This window comes from Paenibacillus sp. AK002, from assembly GCF_053903045.1.
In genome coordinates, this window is the sequence record NZ_CP096377.1 from 5,373,174 (window position 1) to 5,394,964 (window position 21,791).

The 21,791-nt window shown below is 47.9% G+C and carries 17 protein-coding genes and 1 pseudogene; 4 read left to right on the forward strand and 14 right to left on the reverse strand.

Translation table 11 applies throughout. From position 1 onward, the window contains the following. Positions 1–101: 101 nt before the first annotated feature. The 9 genes from M1D70_RS23890 to M1D70_RS23930 form a co-directional block, all read right to left on the reverse strand. On the reverse strand, positions 102–1,229 hold the full coding sequence (locus tag M1D70_RS23890) for a Ger(x)C family spore germination protein (RefSeq protein ID WP_009593245.1): 1,128 nt from the start codon (positions 1,227–1,229) through the stop codon (positions 102–104). Next, positions 1,226–2,320 (reverse strand): GerAB/ArcD/ProY family transporter, encoded by a 1,095-nt coding sequence (locus tag M1D70_RS23895; RefSeq protein WP_456288155.1) that lies wholly within the window; start codon positions 2,318–2,320, stop codon positions 1,226–1,228. The genes M1D70_RS23890 and M1D70_RS23895 overlap by 4 nt, the downstream gene beginning before the upstream one ends. Positions 2,321–2,323: 3 nt before the next feature. Next, a complete protein-coding gene (locus M1D70_RS23900) occupies positions 2,324–3,820 on the reverse strand; it encodes a spore germination protein (RefSeq protein ID WP_456288156.1) in 1,497 nt (498 codons plus the stop codon). A gap of 249 nt (positions 3,821–4,069) precedes the next feature. Next, a complete protein-coding gene (locus tag M1D70_RS23905) occupies positions 4,070–5,779 on the reverse strand; it encodes an ABC transporter permease (protein ID WP_009593290.1) in 1,710 nt (569 codons plus the stop codon). Beyond that, the gene (locus M1D70_RS23910) at positions 5,776–6,804 is read right to left on the reverse strand and encodes an ABC transporter ATP-binding protein (RefSeq protein ID WP_009593289.1); all 1,029 of its coding nucleotides are present in this window, start codon (positions 6,802–6,804) and stop codon (positions 5,776–5,778) included. Before M1D70_RS23910 ends, M1D70_RS23905 begins: the two co-directional genes overlap by 4 nt. Positions 6,805–6,806: 2 nt before the next feature. Then, a complete protein-coding gene (locus M1D70_RS23915) occupies positions 6,807–7,910 on the reverse strand; it encodes an extracellular solute-binding protein (protein ID WP_456288157.1) in 1,104 nt (367 codons plus the stop codon). A gap of 40 nt (positions 7,911–7,950) precedes the next feature. Next, positions 7,951–8,769, reverse strand: coding sequence for an MBL fold metallo-hydrolase (locus M1D70_RS23920; protein ID WP_456288158.1), 819 nt, complete (start codon positions 8,767–8,769; stop codon positions 7,951–7,953). A gap of 39 nt (positions 8,770–8,808) precedes the next feature. Beyond that, positions 8,809–9,960, reverse strand: coding sequence for a GntR family transcriptional regulator (locus M1D70_RS23925; RefSeq protein ID WP_456288159.1), 1,152 nt, complete (start codon positions 9,958–9,960; stop codon positions 8,809–8,811). Between the two features lie 294 nt (positions 9,961–10,254). Continuing rightward, positions 10,255–10,566: a hypothetical protein gene (locus M1D70_RS23930; protein WP_456288160.1), complete on the reverse strand. Its 312-nt coding sequence runs from the start codon at positions 10,564–10,566 to the stop codon at positions 10,255–10,257. A 464-nt stretch (positions 10,567–11,030) separates the two neighbouring features. Between M1D70_RS23930 and M1D70_RS23935 the strand changes: the two genes are divergently transcribed. Together M1D70_RS23935 and M1D70_RS23940 are read left to right on the forward strand one after the other, a co-directional pair. Then, positions 11,031–12,455 carry a hypothetical protein gene (locus M1D70_RS23935; RefSeq protein WP_456288161.1) on the forward strand — a complete coding sequence of 475 codons (1,425 nt, stop codon included), beginning with the start codon at positions 11,031–11,033 and terminating at the stop codon, positions 12,453–12,455. Between the two features lie 50 nt (positions 12,456–12,505). Continuing rightward, positions 12,506–13,726, forward strand: coding sequence for an MFS transporter (locus M1D70_RS23940; RefSeq protein WP_456288162.1), 1,221 nt, complete (start codon positions 12,506–12,508; stop codon positions 13,724–13,726). A gap of 112 nt (positions 13,727–13,838) precedes the next feature. Here M1D70_RS23940 and M1D70_RS23945 read toward each other — a convergent pair whose 3' ends face one another. Beyond that, positions 13,839–14,201: a winged helix-turn-helix transcriptional regulator gene (locus M1D70_RS23945; protein WP_036659734.1), complete on the reverse strand. Its 363-nt coding sequence runs from the start codon at positions 14,199–14,201 to the stop codon at positions 13,839–13,841. Between the two features lie 164 nt (positions 14,202–14,365). Here M1D70_RS23945 and M1D70_RS23950 point away from each other — a divergent pair, with 164 nt between their 5' ends. After that, positions 14,366–14,992, forward strand: a complete 627-nt coding sequence (locus M1D70_RS23950) for a TetR/AcrR family transcriptional regulator (protein ID WP_456288163.1) — start codon at positions 14,366–14,368, stop codon at positions 14,990–14,992. 398 nt (positions 14,993–15,390) lie between these two features. On the opposite strand, the gene M1D70_RS23955 is transcribed toward M1D70_RS23950, so the two are convergent. The 3 genes from M1D70_RS23955 to M1D70_RS23965 all read right to left on the reverse strand — a co-directional run bounded on the left by M1D70_RS23955 (position 15,391) and on the right by M1D70_RS23965 (position 18,186). Then, a complete protein-coding gene (locus M1D70_RS23955; protein ID WP_456288164.1) occupies positions 15,391–16,260 on the reverse strand; it encodes an SDR family NAD(P)-dependent oxidoreductase in 870 nt (289 codons plus the stop codon). A gap of 44 nt (positions 16,261–16,304) precedes the next feature. Then, positions 16,305–17,255 carry an NADP-dependent oxidoreductase gene (locus M1D70_RS23960; protein ID WP_456288165.1) on the reverse strand — a complete coding sequence of 317 codons (951 nt, stop codon included), beginning with the start codon at positions 17,253–17,255 and terminating at the stop codon, positions 16,305–16,307. A 172-nt stretch (positions 17,256–17,427) separates the two neighbouring features. Continuing rightward, complete coding sequence (locus tag M1D70_RS23965; protein ID WP_456288166.1) at positions 17,428–18,186, reverse strand: SDR family oxidoreductase; 759 nt, start codon at positions 18,184–18,186, stop codon at positions 17,428–17,430. Between the two features lie 182 nt (positions 18,187–18,368). Here M1D70_RS23965 and M1D70_RS23970 point away from each other — a divergent pair, with 182 nt between their 5' ends. Next, positions 18,369–19,007 (forward strand): TetR/AcrR family transcriptional regulator, encoded by a 639-nt coding sequence (locus M1D70_RS23970; protein ID WP_456288167.1) that lies wholly within the window; start codon positions 18,369–18,371, stop codon positions 19,005–19,007. Between the two features lie 235 nt (positions 19,008–19,242). Here the strand turns inward: M1D70_RS23970 and ilvB are convergent. Further along, positions 19,243–20,956, reverse strand: a pseudogene (ilvB, locus tag M1D70_RS23975) (biosynthetic-type acetolactate synthase large subunit). Positions 20,957–21,791: the final 835 nt, after the last annotated feature.

The window sequence follows — 21,791 nt, forward strand, 5'->3', positions numbered from 1 at the left end:
TACCAGCCTTTTTTAGTTCGTCTCTTTTAAATGAGCAAGGTACACCATGTGTTCCTACTGCGTCTTACTCCTTCTTGTTATTGCTTACATAACTCCATCGTTTACTCCACAGCCCCCGTCGCGCCGATCCGAAGGTCAACCTCTACGTGAAATTGAGCTCGGGCCAGCTCTTCGCCCCAGTTATCCTGGGCGGCCTTGTATAACGGATAATGATATGCTCTTGCATACAGGCCGAATCCTACCGGGTCAATTTTGTGCTTCTGAAATTTATCGATGAGCTTCTCGATGCTTTTCTTCATTTCCTTGCTTAAATTACTCGCCATTTCCTCGGAATTCTCCAGAAGCTCATATTCAAGAAACTTTTCCGTAATGCTGATAAACGAGTTTATCTTAATGTAGTAATGGAACCTGCCATCTTCATGGGAAGACTTAACCTTCACCGAGATGTCCCCTATGCTAAAACTCACCAAATCGGTGTTAAAAGGCAATCGTTCCCGCACCCCCTCAACAGGAAAAGTGAGGCTGACTCCTGGTTTAGCTTCTTTTTTTAAAATTTGCAGAAGCGAAGTTTCTTGATAGCTAAGGGAATCCCGGTACTGTCCTTCTTGAGATAGCAGCGTCGTGCCCTTGAGCAAAATCTTTCCATTCTCGATCATGATCTCCGAGATAGCAGGGGTTATTGCACGGTCATGAAATTGTCTATGCATCTCTTGAGCCGTCGTCTTTACCGTTGTTGACCTCCTGCTTCCCGAATCGATCAGCGCTCTTAAAAACACGGAGGTTGTTGGCTGATCCATTGCTTGAAAATTAATGACATCGGCAACGGGACCGTCATAAGCAATGATGCGGTTGGTAGTCGTATTGCGTGGGTCGCGGAACGTAACATCGAGCACTTTAAACCAATCCTTATATTGAAGCAGCTTCTTCCCCACAACGATCACCTGAAAATTACGGCCGGCAACCGCTCCTGGAAACTGGGCGTCTTCCTGGTTTCTTGCCTGTCTTAAACCTTCTGCTATTCCTTCCCCCTCACGGCTTTTCTTCTTAATATCTCTGCTAAATACCGGCGCGGACAAATAATAACGAAGCTTCCCGTCTTTGACATCCAGACCGAGGGCTAAAGGTACGGTTGCATCTTCAAGATTGGTTTTGTCATTACTGCAGCCTATCAGGGCAAGCAGCAGCATGCAGCCCATAACCGCAGCAGAGAATGGTTTAACCCATCTCATGAGCGTCTCCCCCCTCTTACCTTTTTGGTCATGGCCACATACATAAGAAGGCATACAGGCAAAGCAAATTCCATCACAAAACCCGTGAGGTTTAGGAAGTTATTAACTCGAGCGACATCGATAAAGCTTGGCCTATAGATGAAAAAACTAACCGCAACTGCGAAACACCAAACGGCTAGGTGACCTCTTTCTTTGTCTTTCCCCAATAGCCATGCCGAGTTCATGGAGACAAGATGCATGGAAGGGATCCATATGCAAGAGAACACAAACAAATAGAATGCAATAAAGGGAACTTCTATCCGCTCAATAAACCGAAGTTCGATCGACTTCATGATGCTGATGACCGGTTCATTGAATTCGCCGATTTCATCAGGACTGAAGTACACATAACACACAAGGGTGATTCCCAGGTAAACCAGGCAGGTGAGCGTGTTCGAAATCACCATGGCCGTCAAAGCTTTTTCTTTTTTAACGAGATGGGGGTAAATAAAGAACGCGAGCCCGATACCCAGCATCGGGTAGAACATGATTTTTACGGTTGAAAGCACCGGAAACCAGCCCTCTTTTAAGACAGGCAGCAAATAAAGCCAGCGGGCATGGCGCAGTGTAGTTAAATAAACGAATGGAATCCATATGGAGATAAGCGCCACGATTTCGCTATATCTGCCGATTGCTTGGAACCCATGCTGCGCAATTTGAAACGTAGGAATGAGCAGCAGCAGCACTAGAACATAGATATACGTGCTGGGCAATAACCAAAGCTTGATAACAAGTGAAGCAATCATAAAACCGTCATAAGCCAGTAACAAATAATAGGCCATAAATATGAAAGCAGCTATTTTAGCTGCCCAGACTCCCATATACCGCTGTATCAACTCTAGTATCGAACCGTCTGGACTATTTTTCATCACCTTAACGAGCGCTGCGGATGCCAATGTTGCCATTCCCCAGCCAAAAAAAATCGCGATCCAACCATCCGTTCCCGCTTGTCTGGCCAGTTCTCTAGGAAGGGATAAAAATGCAACGCTGATTTGAAAAGCCGAAACCATCAGCGTAAATTGAAGCATGGATACCTGACGAATGGTCTTCATCTGTTATTGTTTCTCCTTCCAGCCTCGGGTCCTTCCTTGCCGTTTTGCTTGTATTGCTCTTGTACTTGTGGGACGGTTGCTCATCAGCCATAGCGGAACGCGCAGAAGGGTGTCCTTCCAGTCTGCAGCTTTAAACGGAGCAATCGGCGTACTGTAGGAGGTATTAAGCGAGTTAAGCGTGATGAGTCTCCCCATGATCGTCATCATGCCCACAATCAGGCCAATGAAGCCGAACCAAGTCGCAAGAACCATGATCATGAATCGCATGAGACGGACGGCAGCCAACATATCTTGATTAGGAATAATGAAAGAAGAGATAGCCGTGAAAGCAACTACGATCACCATGACATTGCTGATCAGTCCTGCTTGCACCACAGCCTGTCCGATCACGATACCGCCGACGATCCCCACCGTCTGCCCAATAGGCGCAGGAAGCCGAACCCCCGCTTCCCTCAGCATCTCAAGCGTGATTTCCATAATGATCGCTTCCACGAATGGGGGAAACGGAACTTGCCCCCGTGATTCGCCAAGTGTTAGCAGCAGTTTCATGGGGATGATTTCAAAGTGATAAGAGATGACCGAAATGAAAAAACCAGGTAAAAAAATAGCGATAAAAAATGCAAAGATTCGCAAAATTCGAAGGAACGACGATATGGACCAACGAGAGCTGTAATCATCCACCGTCTGAAAAAAAGACATAAAAGTTGCAGGCGCCACCAAAACACTGGGCGAACCGTCCACAACAACGACGCAGCGTCCTTGCAAAATATGTGAAGCGGCCGTATCCGGCCTTTCGGTCGTAAGGATCTGCGGAAGCAGCGCAAGAGGCTGGTCTTCAATGAATTCGGCTAGCTCACCGGTATTAATAATGGCATCGACATCGATGGATTGAATGCGTTCCTCGAATACCTTAATAATTTCCGGTTGAGCGACATCTTCCAAATAAATTAACGTAACCGCCGTTTGTCCCCTTCTTCCAACGATGTAGCGCCTTAACTTCAACTCCTTGTCTGGGATATAACGACGGATCATGGCAATATTTTGTGAGCCGATTTCAATGAATCCTTGATGCGCCCCTTTGAGTGAGGGCTCCTGCTGCGGATCTTCGATCGCGCGTGTAGGCAGTCCTTTGGTGTCCAGTATATACGCGACGCCGCGACCTTCGATGAACAACACGCTGTTACCGAGCATAAGGCTCAGCCTCAGTTTAGTCCATAAGGATTCAGGCTTAACATATCCTACATTTGTAATAAAGTCATCGGACGGGTTCCCGGACTCAAGCTGAAGCGGAGCAAGAATATCGTGATTGAGGCATGTCTTATCGGTCAATTCCTCCATATACACGATTGCCGCTTTTTCCCCGGTTTGTTTAATGGTTAGTTTTCGTACGATCAGGTCGGGAGTATCCGTGAACATGTCTCGGATTCTGCCTATGGACTCGGTTAGACACGGAGTAATTTGTTCCTCTTGCTCATGGTTGGCAGAATGTTCCTTCATCATGTTAGGCTCCCTTCCTCACTGGATGTTTTTCCTTATTATGTTGATTTTGGACACGGTTATGCATTCCCGCCAGGTTCATAACCCGTTACGATACGGGTATACTTCGAACTTGGCCAGGATTAAGCAATTAGGCATCGCTTGGAGTCAAATCAAAAAGGCGGATTGGACAAAAGTCATCCAGGTCCGCCTTAAGTTTTTCTTTGTGTTTGAATTCTTCACCAAAAGCCCGTGTTCAGGGAATGAAAACCTTCAGGATCTGCTGTTTCTTCCATAAACGAAATATAACGTAATGGACGACATGATCATCAGTATAACCGAATAAACCAAGGTCAACGCTTTGGTATCCGCGAGCGCCTGCGCATCCGTGCTGTTCTTGATGACGATTCCTAACGGCTGGTACAAAGGATGATAGAGGAACACGGTAACGTCATAATCGGCCAAAATTCCGTTGAAATTCAAGGCAAGCACAGCTAGCGTCGACGGTAGAATGATCGGCAGCAATACTTTTCTGAACGTATAGAACGGTTTAGCACCCAAATTCCTTGCAGCATCTTCCAGATTGCTGTCCAAGCTGAAGAAGGAGGCCTTGACCATTCGCAGGGTGAAAGGAATATGGATGATGACATAGGCAATCAGAAGCATCCAGATCGTGCCAACCAACACCGTATTCCCGATCATCAGCTTCGGCGTGTTAAAGGTCACGATCAGTCCGATCGCAATCAGCGTCGACGGCAGAATCCACGGAATCAGCAATGCGTATTCCAGGGCAAGCGCCCACTTGTTCTTATATTTATGCAATATCCTTGACGCGGCCAGCGCCAATGCGACGACAATGACCGAGGCTGCCGCGGCATATAGAATACTCACAAGATAAGGCTTGAATGCCGACATGGATGAAAACACTTGAATGTAATTATCCAACGTGAAGCTGTTTAAATTCAACGTGGCGGTAGAGATACTTGCCGCATCGGTGAACGAAAAGATGATGATCAGCACAACCGGAACGATGTAGAGGACAAACAGGCTGTAAGCCAGAATATGAGCGGCTATGTTACCGGATTTGCTGCGGATTTTTTGTTTGACCAGCTCCGATTTGACTTTGGAGACCGACATGAAGTTGCCTTTTCGTTCGAACCGGATCATCACGGTCAACAACACCAGCGTGGCTACTCCGAGAATAAGCGCCAGCAGTGCAGCCAAATCTCTTGACGTCATGCTTTTCGAGAACGTCAGAATCATCGGCGTAATCGTCTGGAATTCCTTCCCCCCGAGAATAAGCGGCGCGGACGTCGCAGCCAGGCCAGTGAGAAAAGTCAGGATCGTCAACGCATAGATCGTAGGCTTCAGGACCGGAAGTACGACCCGCCTTAAGATATACCAAGTAGACGCCCCCATATTTCTCGCGGCTTCCACCGTTTGGAAGTCGATTTTGCGAATCGCATTGCTCAGGAACAGGAAGTGGTTCGACGTGCATGCGAACGTCATGACGAATAAAACCGCCCAGTAGCCATGAAACCATGTCGTATTAAAAGAAGGGAACCATTGAGCCAGGAGCTTGGTCATAAACCCTTCTTCGCCATAAACGAATTTATAGCCGGACACCAGCACGACTCCGCTGTAAATCAAGGTCGTAAAATAACCCAGCCGCAAAAATCTCGCGCCTTTGATATCGAAATATTCCGAAATCAAAACCAGTGTTATACCCACCACATTTACCGTAACGACAAGGGAAAAGGCGAGAATAAAGCTGTTATATAAACTTCTCATCGCGCGCTCGGAAGAAAACAGCTTCTCTGCCGCTTCGAGCGTAAATTTGCCGTCCTTAAAGAAAATTTCGCCGTAAATATTCAAGTTCGGATAAATCAGGAAGGCAATGACAAACCAGGCAATCAACCCGTATAAAAGGATCGAAACAGGGTTTACGGAAGCCAGCCGGGCGCTCAGGTTCCGGGCATTCATGCTTCCCCCTCCTTCATCGGGTATTGCAAAATATCGCGGACCGGGAGGTAGATGTCCACATCGTCGCCGACCTCATGATGGACGAGCCGGCTTTCGATTTCGATGGTCTTTAGCCGTCCGCCGCCGGCAATCTCCAATACGTACTTGCTGTATAAACCGTAAAATTCCCGGTCCGCGATCTTGCCTTTCAGTTCGACCGTATCGATCCCCTGCAGGGGCAGCAGGCTTACCTTTTCATTGCGGATATAGGCGATATTCCCTGGCTGAACAACATCGTTCAACCGGCTGTTCTCCACCATCCGCGGATCGATCCGATTAATATCTCCTATGAAATTGCATACAAACTCCGTTTGCGATTGATTGTAAACTTCCAAGGGCGTTCCCACTTGCTCCAGGACCCCATGATTGAATACTCCAATCCGGTCGGACAGCGTTAATGCTTCTTCCTGGTCGTGCGTGACATAAATCGTTGTGATCCCGAATTTCTTCTGCAGTTGTTTCAGCTCGTTGCGCAGCTGCACCCGCAGCTTGGCGTCCAAGTTGGATAAAGGTTCGTCCAATACCAAGATGCTCGGCTTCAAAACCAGCGCCCTGGCAATCGCGACGCGCTGCTGCTGGCCTCCGGATAGCTCCGATACCTTCTTGAACAGCTGATCATCTTTCAAATCAACCTTCCGGGCAATGTCCTTTACTTTCTGGTCCACTTCCGCCTTGGAAAACTTCTTGACTCGCAAGCCGAAGGCGATATTCTCATACACATTCATCGTTGGAAACAATGCATAGCTTTGAAATACCATCCCGATCTCTCTTTTTTCGATCGGCAAACGGGTAATGTCGGCGTCTTTCAGCAGGATCTGTCCGCTCGTAGGCATAATAAACCCGACCAGACTGCGGAGGGTCGTCGTCTTCCCACAACCCGAGGGACCGAGGAATGTGAAGAATTCCCCTTCCCGAATATGCAAATTAAGGTTTTTGACCGCATGAAATTCTCCGAATTTAATGTCAACGTTCTGGAATGTAATCATATTTATTGCATAATCTCCAATTCGATTTTCTCCGCCCACAGATCCATGTTTTCGGCAATAAAGGCCCAATCGAAATCTTGAGGTTTTAACGAAGTAAACAGCTCCTTGACAGACTCATTGGCTTGCTCGACCGCCTTCGTATTTGCCGGCATGGCATTGAACTCAGCCGCAAATTCCCCTTGGACTTCGCTGGATCCGAGCCATTCCACGAACCGCTCCGCCGTTGCCTGCTTCTTCGTTCCGTTTACGATCGCCGCATGCTCCACGACCATTGGTACGCCGATTTCCGGGCTGACAATGCCTGCTTTCACGTTATATTGCTCTTCCTTCTGCTGCAGGGTTCCGGAGACGAGCGCTCCTAGCGGCGTTTTACTACTGGCCAAATTGGCATAGAAGTCTTCGCCCTCGACTGCGCTGACTCCGTTGTCATACAATTGCTGAATTTCATTCCAGCCCTCCTCGGATACGCCCAGATCGCCGTTCGGATCTTGGAAACGGGTCAGAATGCCCGCTACAACAAGGCGAGGCGTATTTTGTCCAAGCAGCGTAGGAGCTTCGTATTTCCCTTTATAAGCATCGTTCTTATAAAGGTCCGTCCAGTCCTTTGGCGCAGTATCGGCCGAGAATTCGTTCGGGTTATAACCAAGCAGAATCGCTTGCTTCACAAGCCCATGATAGTAGCCTTCCGGATCGTTCAAGCCCTGCTCAACATCTCCCGCCCAGCTTGGAACAAACTTAGCCAGAGCGTCTTCCTTTTTCAAATTCTCATAAAGCATATTGTTCAAGCCGTATACAACGTCCGCGATCGGGTTGTTCTTCTCGGCAATCAACCGGTTCGTCAAATCGGCGCCGCCCGCTCCGACAATTTCGATGTCAAAGCCCGCACCCTTCGCTTTCTCAATCAGCCATTCACCGCGGCCGTCGGAGTTTGCATTGGTGTACACGATCAGCTTTTCATTCTGGGCTGGTTCATTTGATGACGATTCCGACGCACCCGGTGTCCCCTCCGAAGTGCCTGCGTTTGCATTGCCGGCATTGTTGCCGCCTCCGCAAGCCGATACAATCACACACATAATGAGAAGTAGCGCCATTGAAAGTTTTCTCATGATTCCTTAACTCTCCTTTGATCGTGTCATTTTGTTTTGTTTAAATGTTGATGATCAACCCGTCATATGCCGGCAAAATACCGACGGGGCTGAAGATGCGGACAAAATCCTCATGTAGCAGCTTGGAATTATGGCTAAAATGTGTGACGGCGATTTGGCCTTCGGGCTTCAGGATATTTTCTTTTTGGAACTCGCGCTGGACTTCCAGCACCGTTTCCACGCACATATGATTGCGGTCGCGGGAGTTCCCCGTATATCCATGCGTGCAGTCGAGAATGGCGCAATCCAGGCTTTTGCCCTTTAACCACGCCCATGTCGCATCCGGGAACCAGCCCGAATCATGCCCGTACAGCAGTTTTTTTCCTTCCTTTTCGATCACGTATAATAGACAGGTTTCCATCCGGTCATGATCGGCCAACAATGGCGTTACCGTTGCATCGCCCATAGCGAAGGTCTCATACGGGCGCAACAGATGAAATTGATACCTTTGTCCTTCAAAGCGGCCGATGGCGGCACGCGTGTGGTGCATCACGGTACCATTCCCGTAAATGTGCAGCGGATGCTGGAGGCCGTGCGCAATCCCTTCCCTGCGGCATTCCAGATCAGCGGCATTGAAATGGTCCATATGCGAATGCGTGACGAGCAGGTGCTCGATTGCTCCCAGATCGATATTGTCCCGCAGCGCCTGCATATAGGAATCCGGGGAATAGTCAAACTTGATGACATCGTCCAGGATGGCGGAAGTTCGTGTGCGGATATTTTTTCCCCCAAGCTCCCGCGCTTTGTTGCAATGCTCGCAGCGGCAAAATGCATTGGGGAAGCCCTCTGCGGCTGCGGTTCCTAGAAAGTGAATTTTCAAAGTCATGTCTCCTTGCCATGCAAACTGTAGTGGTCCATTTTACGTCCAGGATTGAACGGATTGCCGTTCTACTATCGATGTTTGAATTTTAATGGTGATGGGATTCTCGTTGGAGTTGCCAACGCGCTTCATCAGCAAATCAACGGCCGATCGGGCAAGCTTCTCGGTGTCTTGTCGAACCGTCGTAAGCGGTGTCGGAATATATGCCGCTAACTGGATATCGGAAAACCCGACGATGGACAGCTTTTCAGGAACCGGAATCCCCATTTGCAGTGCGGTGTGAATGGTCGAGATGGCGACATGGTCATCCCCGCACATGATGGCCGTCATCCGGGGGTTGTCCTGAATAAACCGCTCCTGTTCCGGATCGAGCTCATTAATGCGGCTGGTATCGCAAGTGACGCTTCGAAAATGAATGTTCTGGATCTTCACCGGAATTTTATGATCGAGCAGCGCTTGGATATAGCCTTGATACCGTTCCTTCCGGCTTGTGATATTGTCGATCGGGTTCGAAGTGTATCCGATCTCCCGGTGCCCCTTCTCGATCAAATACTTGGTCATTTGATAAGAGCCCATATAATGGTCGTGATACACGCAATCGATCTCCACTTCATGGAAAATACGATCGATGATCACCAGCGGCAGTTTGCAAAGCTTTAGTCGCAGCACCTGATCGCTGCAGGTCTTCCGCCCCTGAGGAAACAGAATGATGCCGGTGATCCCTCCTTCGACCAGCCTTTCCAGACAAAGATCCTCATCGTCGCGGTCCTTCGTCATTTTTAAAATGAGGTCGCACCCGTGCTTTCGCACTTCAGCCTCGGCGGCGGCGATGATTCTGGAAGTGTAATCGGATAGATGAGGCATAATGAGTGCGATCTGTCCGAACGGCCTCTCTACGTTCGGCGCCGCCTCGGTGACCTTTGGTGAAGTTCCTCCATCGGCCAGCAATCCATCTTGCGGCTGGGCAAGGAAGGTCCCTCTGCGGGGCAGGCGGTACACCAGTCCCTGCTCTGCCAGCTTTTGAAGCGCCAGCTTGCTCGTCATCCGACTTACGCCGAATAGCTTGGCAAGCTCTCCTTCGGATGGAACAGGATCATGCGGCCGCAGCCGACGACTCTGAATAATCTCGATTACCTGATCAGCCACCCGGTGATATAATTGATTCTGTTTCATCAAACGTGCATCTTTCATCAAATTATCCCTCTAATCGTTGAGTCGACTCGTATCCACAAGGGATCTAATTTGAAGTTAATTTATGTCACTGACATATTCAATGATATCTATGTAAAAGTCTCGTAAATTCTATGTTAAATCGTAAAGTCGCTCACCTGAATCAAATATTCCATATCAGTGATTTATTCTGGAACAGAAGAAAAGCGTCCCGCAAGCCTTGAAAAAAGACTTGTGGGACGCTTTGGGTTATTGTGGCCGGGTAAATTCCGCCCGGTCAAAATTTCCGATAAAAAACAAAAAGCCTTGATTTCTCTAGGGTTTTTCTTCGTATGGAGCCTGAGGGGATCGAACCCCTGACCTCATCGCTGCCAGCGATGGAAATGTAAGCCGTGATTTATTGACAACATGCCCAGGTGCATGAATTGATTCCTGTTGAGCGATTTCTTTTACCAGGTCAGGGTTTACATCTACTTCCTTGGCATTGGTCAATGAAACGGCGAGTAATAGCAAAAACAAGACCAGTCCAACTGCTGACCATTTAAGGGACTGCTTGTTAAACTTGGCAATCCTGATCATTCTCCTCTTCAACTCAGAATGTTCCGGCGAAAAATTCGCAGTGGTCAAAAACCGGTTGGGACGACTCGCACTTCGATCCAACAGTTTTATGATCGTATACCCCTATTCCTTTACCTCTTCGGTATCGATATGCGAAATGACTGCGGCTTCGCATGACAGCTCCTGTTCTTCCCGCATTTTACGATAGGCGTACACAGTATGGGGTTAGACCGCTGCAGAATGAGCAATAGGGTCATGATCACGTTCTCCGGCTGCCTTCAAAAGGCTATATGACCCATCCTCTCCCGTTAGTTCAATAATGGTTCCTTGATTTGATTTATTACGGTCTTTGTATCTAATCCATTTCTAAGTATCAAAATGTATCCTACCCCACAAAAATGTTCCGTTCACACAAAAAAGTGCGTACTTTTCACCAATTAGTCAGGGTGATAACCTTACATACAGAACGATCGATCCATAATTAATTGAGCGACACACGGTCGTTAAAAAAATCATAGGTGAGGTGCTAAGAAATGAAGGAATATCAACTTATTTTGAAAGAGAAGAAAATCGTTTGGGGAGAAACCATAGATATTGAACAGTTCATTGATAACAAACCAGTCAATTCCATCAGACAGGGCGAAAACTCGAACATGGATTGGAATTTGCCTGCAGGCGTATATCGAGCCAAAGAAATTGTTATCGAACTCGATAAAATGCTTGAGGCCATGCTGGTTCAGCTGGGCAAACCAGTAAACAGCGATCCGACAGTACTCTTAGATAGCCTGCTAGCCAATCTGGCGATTTCCGGACGCCTGTCTTCTTTGCCCTTAAAATCATTGGAACTTGAAGATCATGCCGGTACAGAGATTAGAGCTCAAGCGGTACGCATCGGAGAACAATTGGTAAGCTGGGCCAGAGAAATCAATGCTGAGAAAAAGACATTGGCTGAGTATGGGAAAGAAACGCTTAGTGAACTGGAATTTCGAAGCCACTGTTATGGTCATCCGCTGACCCCGGAAGCCACTGCTCAGGTTTGGGGACCATTCGGCGGACCAAGGATTATGCAGATTTATAATGAATACTTACACCAATTCGTTTTACTTCGGGATGCCTTGTTGCCATTTGCTAATTGGGAAGAGGTTCCGTTTGAGGTCAAGGAATATAGAGAATTCAAAGGATTGCGCTTTCTGGAGCCATCCCGAGAAGTATTCTTAACGCAACTGTTCAAGAAAAAATTGACACATAAATCGATCATCCAATATGCACAAAGTGTGGTTAGCTCAGGGCTCGAAAAGGCCGGTTACGGCTTCCAATATCGTTTAGGTACCGTTTTGCCGGCTGGTTTGGGTGAGTCTGCCCGTACGGCATCCCGCTATCTCCTGAGATGGCATCCAGTACAAACGATACAGGTAGTTGATGGAGAAGGTTTGACTGCGGTCTCGTTCGATTATGAATATGAAGATTATTATTCCGCGCCCCGTACGGAGGCAGGAAAAGGAACACCGGCAGACGATAAATTGCTTCCTGAGTATGGGGAGGATTACAATGAACCATCGATTGCCAGGTTGCTGCCAAATACAATTACGGATCGAACGACTCTACAGTTCAGTATCGAGATGAATGGCAGCGAGTTTGCAGTAGATCTTGGTCAGCTTTTTAGGGGGCAGCGCTTTTTATATCGGCCACAGATAAACAGCAATGCTGGGAGCGAATTTATAAAGCGCGAATACCTCCACTGGCACCCTGCTGAAGACATTCTCTCGCACTCCGGATTAGTCACCAATGTAGATGGCATCCATTTCATTCCGACTGGCAAAAATGAACTTGTCCTACGGGCTTTACTAGGTAAACTCTATCCCGAAAATGTAGTTTTATTGGATAAAGGAGATCAGGAGGAACTGGAAGCGGCTTATGTTTCCGGCAAAGGCTTCGGTACGCAATTTCTAGTGCTGTAAGTCGTGAAATGAAATCCGCCGACATTTTGGATAGAAAGGGAGAACCTATTTTGACCAGACAACAAAAGTTTTTGACAATGAATTTATTTTTATTGACCTTTATTCTAGGGACCAGTGAATTTTTGATGGTCGGATTATTATCTGAAATTGCCACAGATATGAAAATCGCCATATCGACTGCAGGCTTTCTGGTGACGGCTTTTGCGCTTACCTTTGCTATAGGGACCCCGGTCTTCACAGCATTATTCAGCCGATTTTCCAAATTCCCGCTCATCCTTGTCTTGCTCAGTATATTTATTGTGGGGAATATCGTTACGGCTTTATCAGGATCATATGGCCTGCTTCTGGTGTCCAGAATAATCACGGCCGTGGTTACCGGCGTCTTGATTGCACTCGCGATGTCAGTGGCAAGTGAAGTCATGCCTCCAGAAAAAAGAGGGCCGGTGATCTCTATCATCTTTACTGGTTTCACTGTGGCGAGCGTCCTTGGCGTACCCCTTGGCACTTTTATCGGACAATGGGGCGGGTGGCATTTGGCCTACTGGTTTACCACAGTGTTAGGAATCATTTCTTTGATAGCAAGCGTCGCAACCATTCCTAGAGGACTAAAAGGAAAACACAGTTCACTCACAAAACAACTCAGATTGCTCGCTTACCCCAGAATTGTGCTTGCTTTTGCCATTATGATGTTAAGCATAGCAGCTACTTATAGCATCTATACGTATTTAGCTCCTTTGCTTCAGGATGTGCTTTTTGTTCCGGCCCGTTATATTAGTCTCATCTTTTTACTGTATGGTGTTGTGTCTATTTTCAGCACGCTAATCGGAGGAAAGCTGGCTGTCGGCGACGGGATGAGAAAAATTCGCTATGTGCTTCTGGCTCAAGCCGTCATCTTGGTGTCACTTTATTTTACTTCCGGCTCTCTTGTTGGGGGACTGGTCAGCATCTCATTCATGGCTCTCGTTGTTTATCTTATGAACTCGACGATGCAGTTGTACTTCATTGATTATGCCGATGAGCATGTTCCGGAGGCAAGAGATTTGGCTTCATCCTTAACCTCCGTCGCCAACAATGTTGGCATTGCGATCGGATCCGCTTTAGGTGGAATTATCACTACGAACATGAAGCTTATTGATCTTTCCTGGTCTGGTGGGATTGTGGCCGTACTCGCGGCAGTGTTGGCATGGGCCAACTATCGTTTGAAGCAAGGAACTGTCAGTACGACTAAAGAGAATAATGCACTGCATGAGCAATACCAAGGAAATATATAATTAAGACATATAAAAGCAGGAGGTAATTTGGAAAAGTACCTCCTGCTTTTCGAGTGACAAGAGCAGCCCGATCAAGGCAAGATTAATGGTAAATGGACAGATTGTAGCTTTTTTATGCATTCTTGTGATTTGTGTACAATACTTCATCGGGAAAGCTTTCGATATAGTCGGTTCCAAAATCGCATAACATCGTGAGCATAGGGGCCAGTTGTTCGCCTAGCCGAGACAAGCAATATTCCACTTTTGGCGGTGAAGCTGGATAAACCTTGCGAATAATAAGTCCGTCGCTTTCTAGCATTCTTAGCTGCATCGTAACCATGCGTTGGGTTGCTTCAGGAAGTTCCCGTCGCAGCTCATTGTACCGTACTGGACCTTTTGCTAAGCGGTTTAAAATGGATATCTTCCATTTCCCACTGATTAAGCCGAGTACAATTTCCGAGGTACACCGATATTCTTTGTCTCTAAAGTTTATCATCTGTCGACACATCCTTTTTAGAAAAGATTGTGTAAAAGCAAGTTGTCTCTCTCCAGCCAATTCGAATTACAGACCATTCATTCCATATATTATCTTCAAACAGCTCAATTCTTGTCAAGAATTTCTGGATCGATTAGTATAAAATTAATAAAGGAGGTCATCTTATGCCGCGAACAGGACGTCCACGTACATTTAATCGTGACGAGGCGGTTGCCGCCGCCATGATTCTTTTCTGGGAATATGGCTTTGAATCCACTTCACTGGCTCAGTTAAAGGCCGCAATGGGAGATATATCCTCTGCAAGTTTCTACGCAGCGTTTAAGTCAAAAGAAGAACTGTTCCGTGAAGTGATTGATCGCTACATATCGATGTATGGACATGCTTCGGAAACTTTCAAAAATACAAACATAACGTCGAGAGCAGCCATCGAAATGGGATTGCTAGAAGCAGCTCGGTTCCAGACAGAGAACACTCACCCTTTAGGTTGTCTGTTGGTTTTGTCCACAGTTAACTGTTCTCCTGAGCAACAACATATCCAAGACCTTCTGTCAAAGGAAAGAAAGAGAGTCCGGGGGTGGATCAAAGATTGTATAGAACGAGCCGTAACCAACGGGGAGTTGCCAGGATCCACGGATATCTCCATGGTGATTACGTTATTTGAAACCTTCTTACGAGGGATTTCTACACAAGCCCGAGACGGTGTTCCATATGAGGAAATTGCAGCTGCCATAACTCATTTGATGAGCGTATGGGATTCGTTATCTGTTGAACACGATATTAGGGAGGATTGATTGAGCATACAAATTACTCAATAAGTGGCATCGATGCCCATATTCAATTTATTGTTTTTTAGTTTGGTCGTCGTTATTACTTTGTTGAAGGAACAGCATAATCCTTTTTTATCACGGAACAAAGGCTGAGATAGCCTCTGAGATAAGACTCGAGAAGAAATCCTCACTCCCCTTCCCTTTCCCTTATTCCCTAAAACAAAAAAAAACCGAGCAAATGTCAGGAAATAATCCTGGATCTGCTCAGCTGTAATATTACCTTATTTGCTTTAATACAAATTTGGTTTAAATCGAAGTGAGTATATTTTTTGACTCACAGTCAGGTAGAAATTGCTTTCATCTCCCTTGGCAAGCAGGTTAACGGCCGTTCCAGCCCAACCGGCGCTTTGCACTTCTGGAACTCAGCCATTAACTTGAACATTCCCTCCAAGATATTCAAGGCTATATATATCGGAGATTTTTTCCAGCACACGCTGCGCATGTTCTGTAAATTTCAAGTCCGCAATCCGATCTTTGAACAGAAACACGCCGGTCTCATTGCTGTTTTTGCCCAGAGCTCCCTCATATAATAGGTTGGCTCCATGAGTAGGCGGAGAGGAAAAAAACTTCATAAACAGTTCAAACCCTGCGGTCAGTCCGGAATCTTTTCCTTTTCTTAGCGTATTGTTAATGCCTGGGTCAACGCTGCGGATCTTAATGCCTTCCTTTGCAAGCTGCGGTGCGACGGCTTGGGTCCACAACGAAAGAGCCAGCTTTGAAGTCGCATAGGGTCCATACATTTTGCGGAAGGTTTTGGGATGCTCCAATTTTTCGATCGTAAACTCCTTCGTAAATCTAAACACCTGCGAGGAAGTGTTAATCACGGTTTTTAAGCTGCCGTTCTTCAACAGCTCCTTCAATTCCATCAGAACAATAAAAGGAACGACCGTCAACAATTCATAATGCAATTCGCGGCCTTGTTTGGAATAGCGCAGCTCACTTAAGCCTCCTCCGGCGTTGTTAAACATAATATCGATCCGCTGTTCCTTGCCTTTGATTTCTTCCAAAGAGTGCCTCAAGCTGCCATAATCGGTGAGATCCTTCACTTTATAGGCCCGGAGCCGTCCGTCCTTGAGATGTTTTTGGAGGAATCTATCGTCCGCTGGAAAATCCGATCGGTTCAAAGCAACCACCTGCCAGTTCCCCGACAGCATTTTCCGGGTCAACGCCAATCCGATCCCGTTACTTGCGCCTGTAATCAGTGCAATATGTTCTCGTTGGTTCTTACTCAATGCATGTCCTCCTTCATTCAGAATTTCATTGGTTTATGTGTTTATCAGTCGGAGTCGGGCAGGAGAATCAGTTTGCCGTGGGCACCCCCGCTCTGGCTGATTTGAACAGCTGAACGCCATTCATCGAGTTCGAAAGTCTTCGCGACCGGAATCGTGAACTTGCCGTCCGCTGCGTACCCGGCAAAGTCGCCGACAACGTCATAACGTGCGGTATGTAGTTCTCCATAGCTGGTGCGAACGCCAAGTTCAGCGGCTGCGGCGAAATCGCTGACGGTTAGGACATGCTGGGGATGCCCGTTGACGATTTCGACCAGATCTTTCAATGAACCGCTGTTTGGCGCCGTATCCAGGGCGAGGTCAACCGGCTGTTTCGTCAGTTCGGTCACTCGTTCGACCATTCCATCACCGTACGAGGTCACCAACGCCCCCATGGAGCGGAGCTTGTCGGCGTAGGTGGGCCCAGCGGTTGCGATCACACGGGCACCGCGCATGAGGGCAATTTGAACGGCAGCGAACCCTACCGTGGTGCCGGCTCCGTGCACGAGTACGGTCTGACCCGATTTCACCCCAAGAGTATCAATGCCACGGTAAGCGGTTTCGACTGCCATTGGCAACGCTGCAGCTTGAACAAAGTCGAGTCCGGCCGGCATGCGGAACCAGTAGTACATAATCGCTTGATCCGACGCACCGGCGCTCGATCCATTCATGAAATCTGCCCCACCCAGAACGGAATCGCCGATGGCAACATCGGTTACGCCCTCTCCGATTGCGTCTACCATACCGGCCACGTCCAGCCCGATTCCGCGAGGCAAGGGCAATTGACCGACAAAATGGCCTTGGCACGTCACCCAGTCAACCGGATTTAAGCCGCAAGCGCGTACTCTCACGCGAATGCGTCCCGGCCCTGGCTCTGGGATCGCCACCTCATCCAAGCATAAGACATCCATTGGTTCTCCGTATTCGTGGAATCGGATGGTCCGCATGGTAGTCTCCATTGTGATCTCCCCTCCATTTTGCTCTGATAAAATCGCGTTCTCTGTGATTTCGAACGGTCTTCCAAGGAAAACAAAGAAATCCTAAACTATAAAGTTCACTAGAAGGCAAGGGGGTCATGAGGAGAACCTATGCCCCCTGCCCTCGCTTTAATAGTTGCTCGAACTGAGGAGCTTAAATCTGGGAGCCGCCTCCATCGACAGGGAACTCAGCCCCGGTGGTATAGGTGGCCTCAAATGCTAGAAATGCAACAGCCTTAGCTACCTCAACTGGATCGCCTAAACGCAGCATTGGAATTTGCTGTCTCATCTGTGCCTTTGTCTGCTCGGCAGCTTCTTCCGGCATTGCCTTTTCCATGATGCCTGTGTCAATAACGCCGGGACTGACTGCGTTGACGCGAATATTTCGAGGTAATAATTCGCGCGCCAGACCTCGAGTCATGGAGCGCAGCGCCGCCTTACTAGCTGCGTAAGCACTGAGCATTGGGAGACCCACTACGTTCACGATTGAGGTGGTAAGGACTACCCCGCTACCTGAGCCAAGCAGCGGAGCGAGCTTCTGCACGGTAAAGTACGGTCCTTTGGCATTGATTGTAAGTATCTCGTCGTACTTTTCTTCTGTCATTGCTTCGAAAGGGACAAACCCCGTGACACCAGCGTTAACGAACAGGGCATCTACGGTTCCAAATTCAGCCTCCACTCGATCGGCTAATGCGGCGATATCCTTCAATGAGGCGGCATCGCTTAAGACCGCGATCGCGTGGCTTCCGAGTTGTTCACGAGCCGCATCCAGCGTCGCCTGAGTACGTCCAGTAATCAGAACGTGTGCGCCTTCATCCACTAGCAGCTTCGCCGTCGCAAGGCCGATTCCGCTGCTGCCTCCCGTGATCACGACCTTTTTTCCAAAAAATTTGCCCTTACTGAATGATTCCATTTAAATCGTCCTCCCTTTGTATAATCCGTAATCGGATGATTAGGTACAGGAGCGATTATACATCAGCAAATTTAATAAGTAAACAAAATTAATTAAATTAGTTCATTTAATTAATTTCATACATAAAGGTCAGCAAATTTGTTATAATGTGTTGTATAGGCAACAAAGGGAGGTACTTATCCGTGAGAAAAGCTGTGAGTGTAGATACCTATGTGGAAAAAATAAAACCCATTATAAGAAAAACAAAATTCAGCCAACTGAAAGTCGACGATCTCGCAAAATATATGGATATCAGCAAAGTGACACTCTATAAGCATTTTTCCTCCAAAGACGACATCATCGAACAAGTCGTGGATTATTACATTGATTATTCGAAGAAGGCTGACACCGTTGTGAAAGACGATGCCGTCTCTTTTTTGGATCGTTTTCAATTAACATTTTTACAATCTTTAATGTGTGCCGCGTATATCTCTGATTTGTTCTTGCAAGATCTGAAGGAATTTTATCCACAGCATTTTGAGAATCTGTCCGTTGCCCTACAGAATCGGAATAAAAGCTTACAAACTTTTTTTGAATCCGGTATGGAGCAACAGATTTTCAACAGATTGAATGCCGTGTTGTTTATGGTTCAAGATGACGCTGTTCTGCGACGCTTTATCGAGCCCTCATTTTCGATTCAGTATGATATCACTGTGAAACAAGCGATTATGGATTTCTACTACATGAAGCAGTATCAATTGCTCAAACCTGAATATCTGAAAATGATTGACGACTCCGATATGGAAAGGAAGATCGTTCATATTTTGCAAGCCATTTCGTAAGTGAAGCATCCATATTCGATTCCGTTGTGGGCTACATTGCTAGACGCCGCTCCGCGGCACCTTGACCTCATACCCAGCGATAGTATTAAAATGGATGTAAATTTCCATATAGTAGCCCTCGTAAATAAAGCATTAGTTGACCCTTGAAATCGAAAAAGCGACAGCCATGGACGAGAAAATAATGTCCTAGGCTTTCGCTTTTTCATTCAACGTTAATGTTACCCGTTCAGCGCAATTATTCGTCGTACCCTAGAATCATTTGGTCCAGCGGCGTGCCGGCAAGCACCATTGGGTACACATTCTCATTGGTCGGGATGACGAACTCGACGAGCACAGGTCCTGTCGTCTGCAGCACTTCTAACCAGACCTTGGAGGCTTCATCCTTGTTCGTTGCCCTTAATCCCTTGATCCCGTATGCTTCCGCTAGCTTGACGAAGTCCGGACTGCCGGACAGATCAATCTGGCTGTAGCGTCGCTCGTACATCAATTCCTGCTGCTGCTTAACCATGCCGAGCACCTGGTTGTTCAAGACCACGATCTTGACCGGAATCTGATGAATCGCGCAGATCGCCATCTCCTGCGCGCACATCTGCATGCCCCCGTCGCCGTTGATCGAGACGACGAGACGATCCGGATTTCCGACTTTAGCGCCGATCGCGGCCGGGAAGCCAAAGCCCATCGTGCCAAGACCGCCCGACGTGATGAGCGAGCGAGGATGCTTGAAGCGGTAAAACTGCGCGGTCCACATTTGGTGCTGGCCTACATCGGTGGTGATGATTGCCTCTCCTTGCGTCGTCTCGCTAATCATCTCGAGCACATATTGCGGCTTAATGACTGTATCCGAATCGGTATACCGAAGCGGATGCTGCACCTTATACTCTTGAAGCTGCTCAAGCCAGGTGCCCGTCTGGGCTGCTTGCGCTTTCGTGTTCGCATAAGCCAGCACGTTTTTAATATCGCCGATGCATGCGAGATCTGTCTTGACGTTCTTGCCGATTTCCGCAGGATCGATATCGATATGGGCGATACGTTTGGCCTGAGGCGCAAACCCGTCCAGCTTCATCGTGACCCGGTCATCGAAACGCGAGCCGATCGAAATAATGAGATCCGCATTCTGTACCGCCATGTTCGCCGCATATACGCCATGATGTCCGAGCATGCCCAGCCACATCTCGTCATCGCTCGGAAACCCGCCGAGGCCGAGCAGAGTCGTCGCGACCGGAATTCGCGTAGTGTGGACGAACTTGATCAGCTCCTGCGAGGAGTTCGAATAGACAACGCCGCCGCCTGCGATAATAACCGGCTTGCGCGCTTCGGCAATCGCCTGAAGCAGCGCATCCATTTCTGCCGGATTCGGTTCCGGAGCTCCATGGTATCCGCGCAACCGAACCGTGTCCGCTGAACGATATGCCATCCGCTGATTGGTCACGTCTTTTGGAATATCGATCAAGACAGGACCTTTGCGGCCCGTATTTGCAATGTAGAACGCTTCATGAATGATGCGAGGAAGGTCGTGTACATCGCGAACCATGTAGCTGTGCTTCGTAATCGGCATCGTGATGCTAATAATGTCCGCTTCCTGAAAAGCATCCGTGCCCATGACATTCGTAGATACGTTCCCGGTTATGATCACCAGCGGCACCGAATCCATAATAGGCGGTTGCAATCCCGGTCACCAGATTTGTTGCTCCTGGACCGGATGTCGCGATGCATACCCCAACCTTCCCCGTCGACCTAGCATAGCCGTCCGCCGCGTGGATCGCGCCTTGTTCGTGCCGGGTCAAGATATGCTTGAAATCCGGCTGATGTACCATCGCGTCATAGATATAGAGCACATTTCCTCCAGGATAACCGAATACGCACTCTACGCCTTCCTGCAGCAAGCCGCGCAAAAGCACCTCCGAACCGGTGATATATTCCTCTGATGGCGTCGTTGTTTCATTCTTCATTCCTAATTTCTGTTCCACTTGGGCAGCCTCCTTTGCAAAATAAAACCCCCTCTCCTCCTGAGCAAACTGACAGCGGTCAGCTCATACAGGGACGAAAGGGGATTTTTTCGCGGTACCACCCAAGTTCGCTGCTACCCTCGCGAATGCAGCCTCATGAGGTAAGGCCGATGCCTTACCTGCGGCGCGTTAACGAGCACCATTTCGGTTAAGCCTACTTGCGGGTACGGAAAGAGACCAGCCGCGCTTTCGGTTAACAGCTCCGAGACGACACCATACAAAGGGTTAAGGCAAAGGTTTCAGCGTTTCCTCTGCTCTCTGGGCATAACCGCCCTTGCCGGCTTTCTCTTCATCGCCTGTTGGTATTAAATAACCCCTTCCTTCCCAAGGCTCATAGAAATGCTAGAAGCCTTGGGACGAAAGGGGAATCGCGGTACCACCCAGGTTTACTGCAACCTCGCAATTGCAGTCTCATGAGGTAAAGCCGATGCTATACCTGCAGCATGTTAACGGATGCCAGGCCGGTTGATCCTACTTGCGGGCGTGTTATCACGCCTTCCGCGTTCGGTCAACAGCTCCGAGACGACACTATACATGCATTACGACGGAGGTTTCAGCAATCCCTCCGCTCTCTGGACATAAACGCTATTGCATAGCCTTCTCTTCTTCGCTATATTTTTATTTTTCTGATAGTAGCACAGACTCGACTTTTTTTCAAACCGAATGAATACTAAGCTGCTTTATGATGATTGAGTTCTTGTACCCGGTAAGTTTAACCCATTTATGCTCCAGATGAGAATTCACGGTTTAGAAAAATATAAAATTGCCGGCAACACCA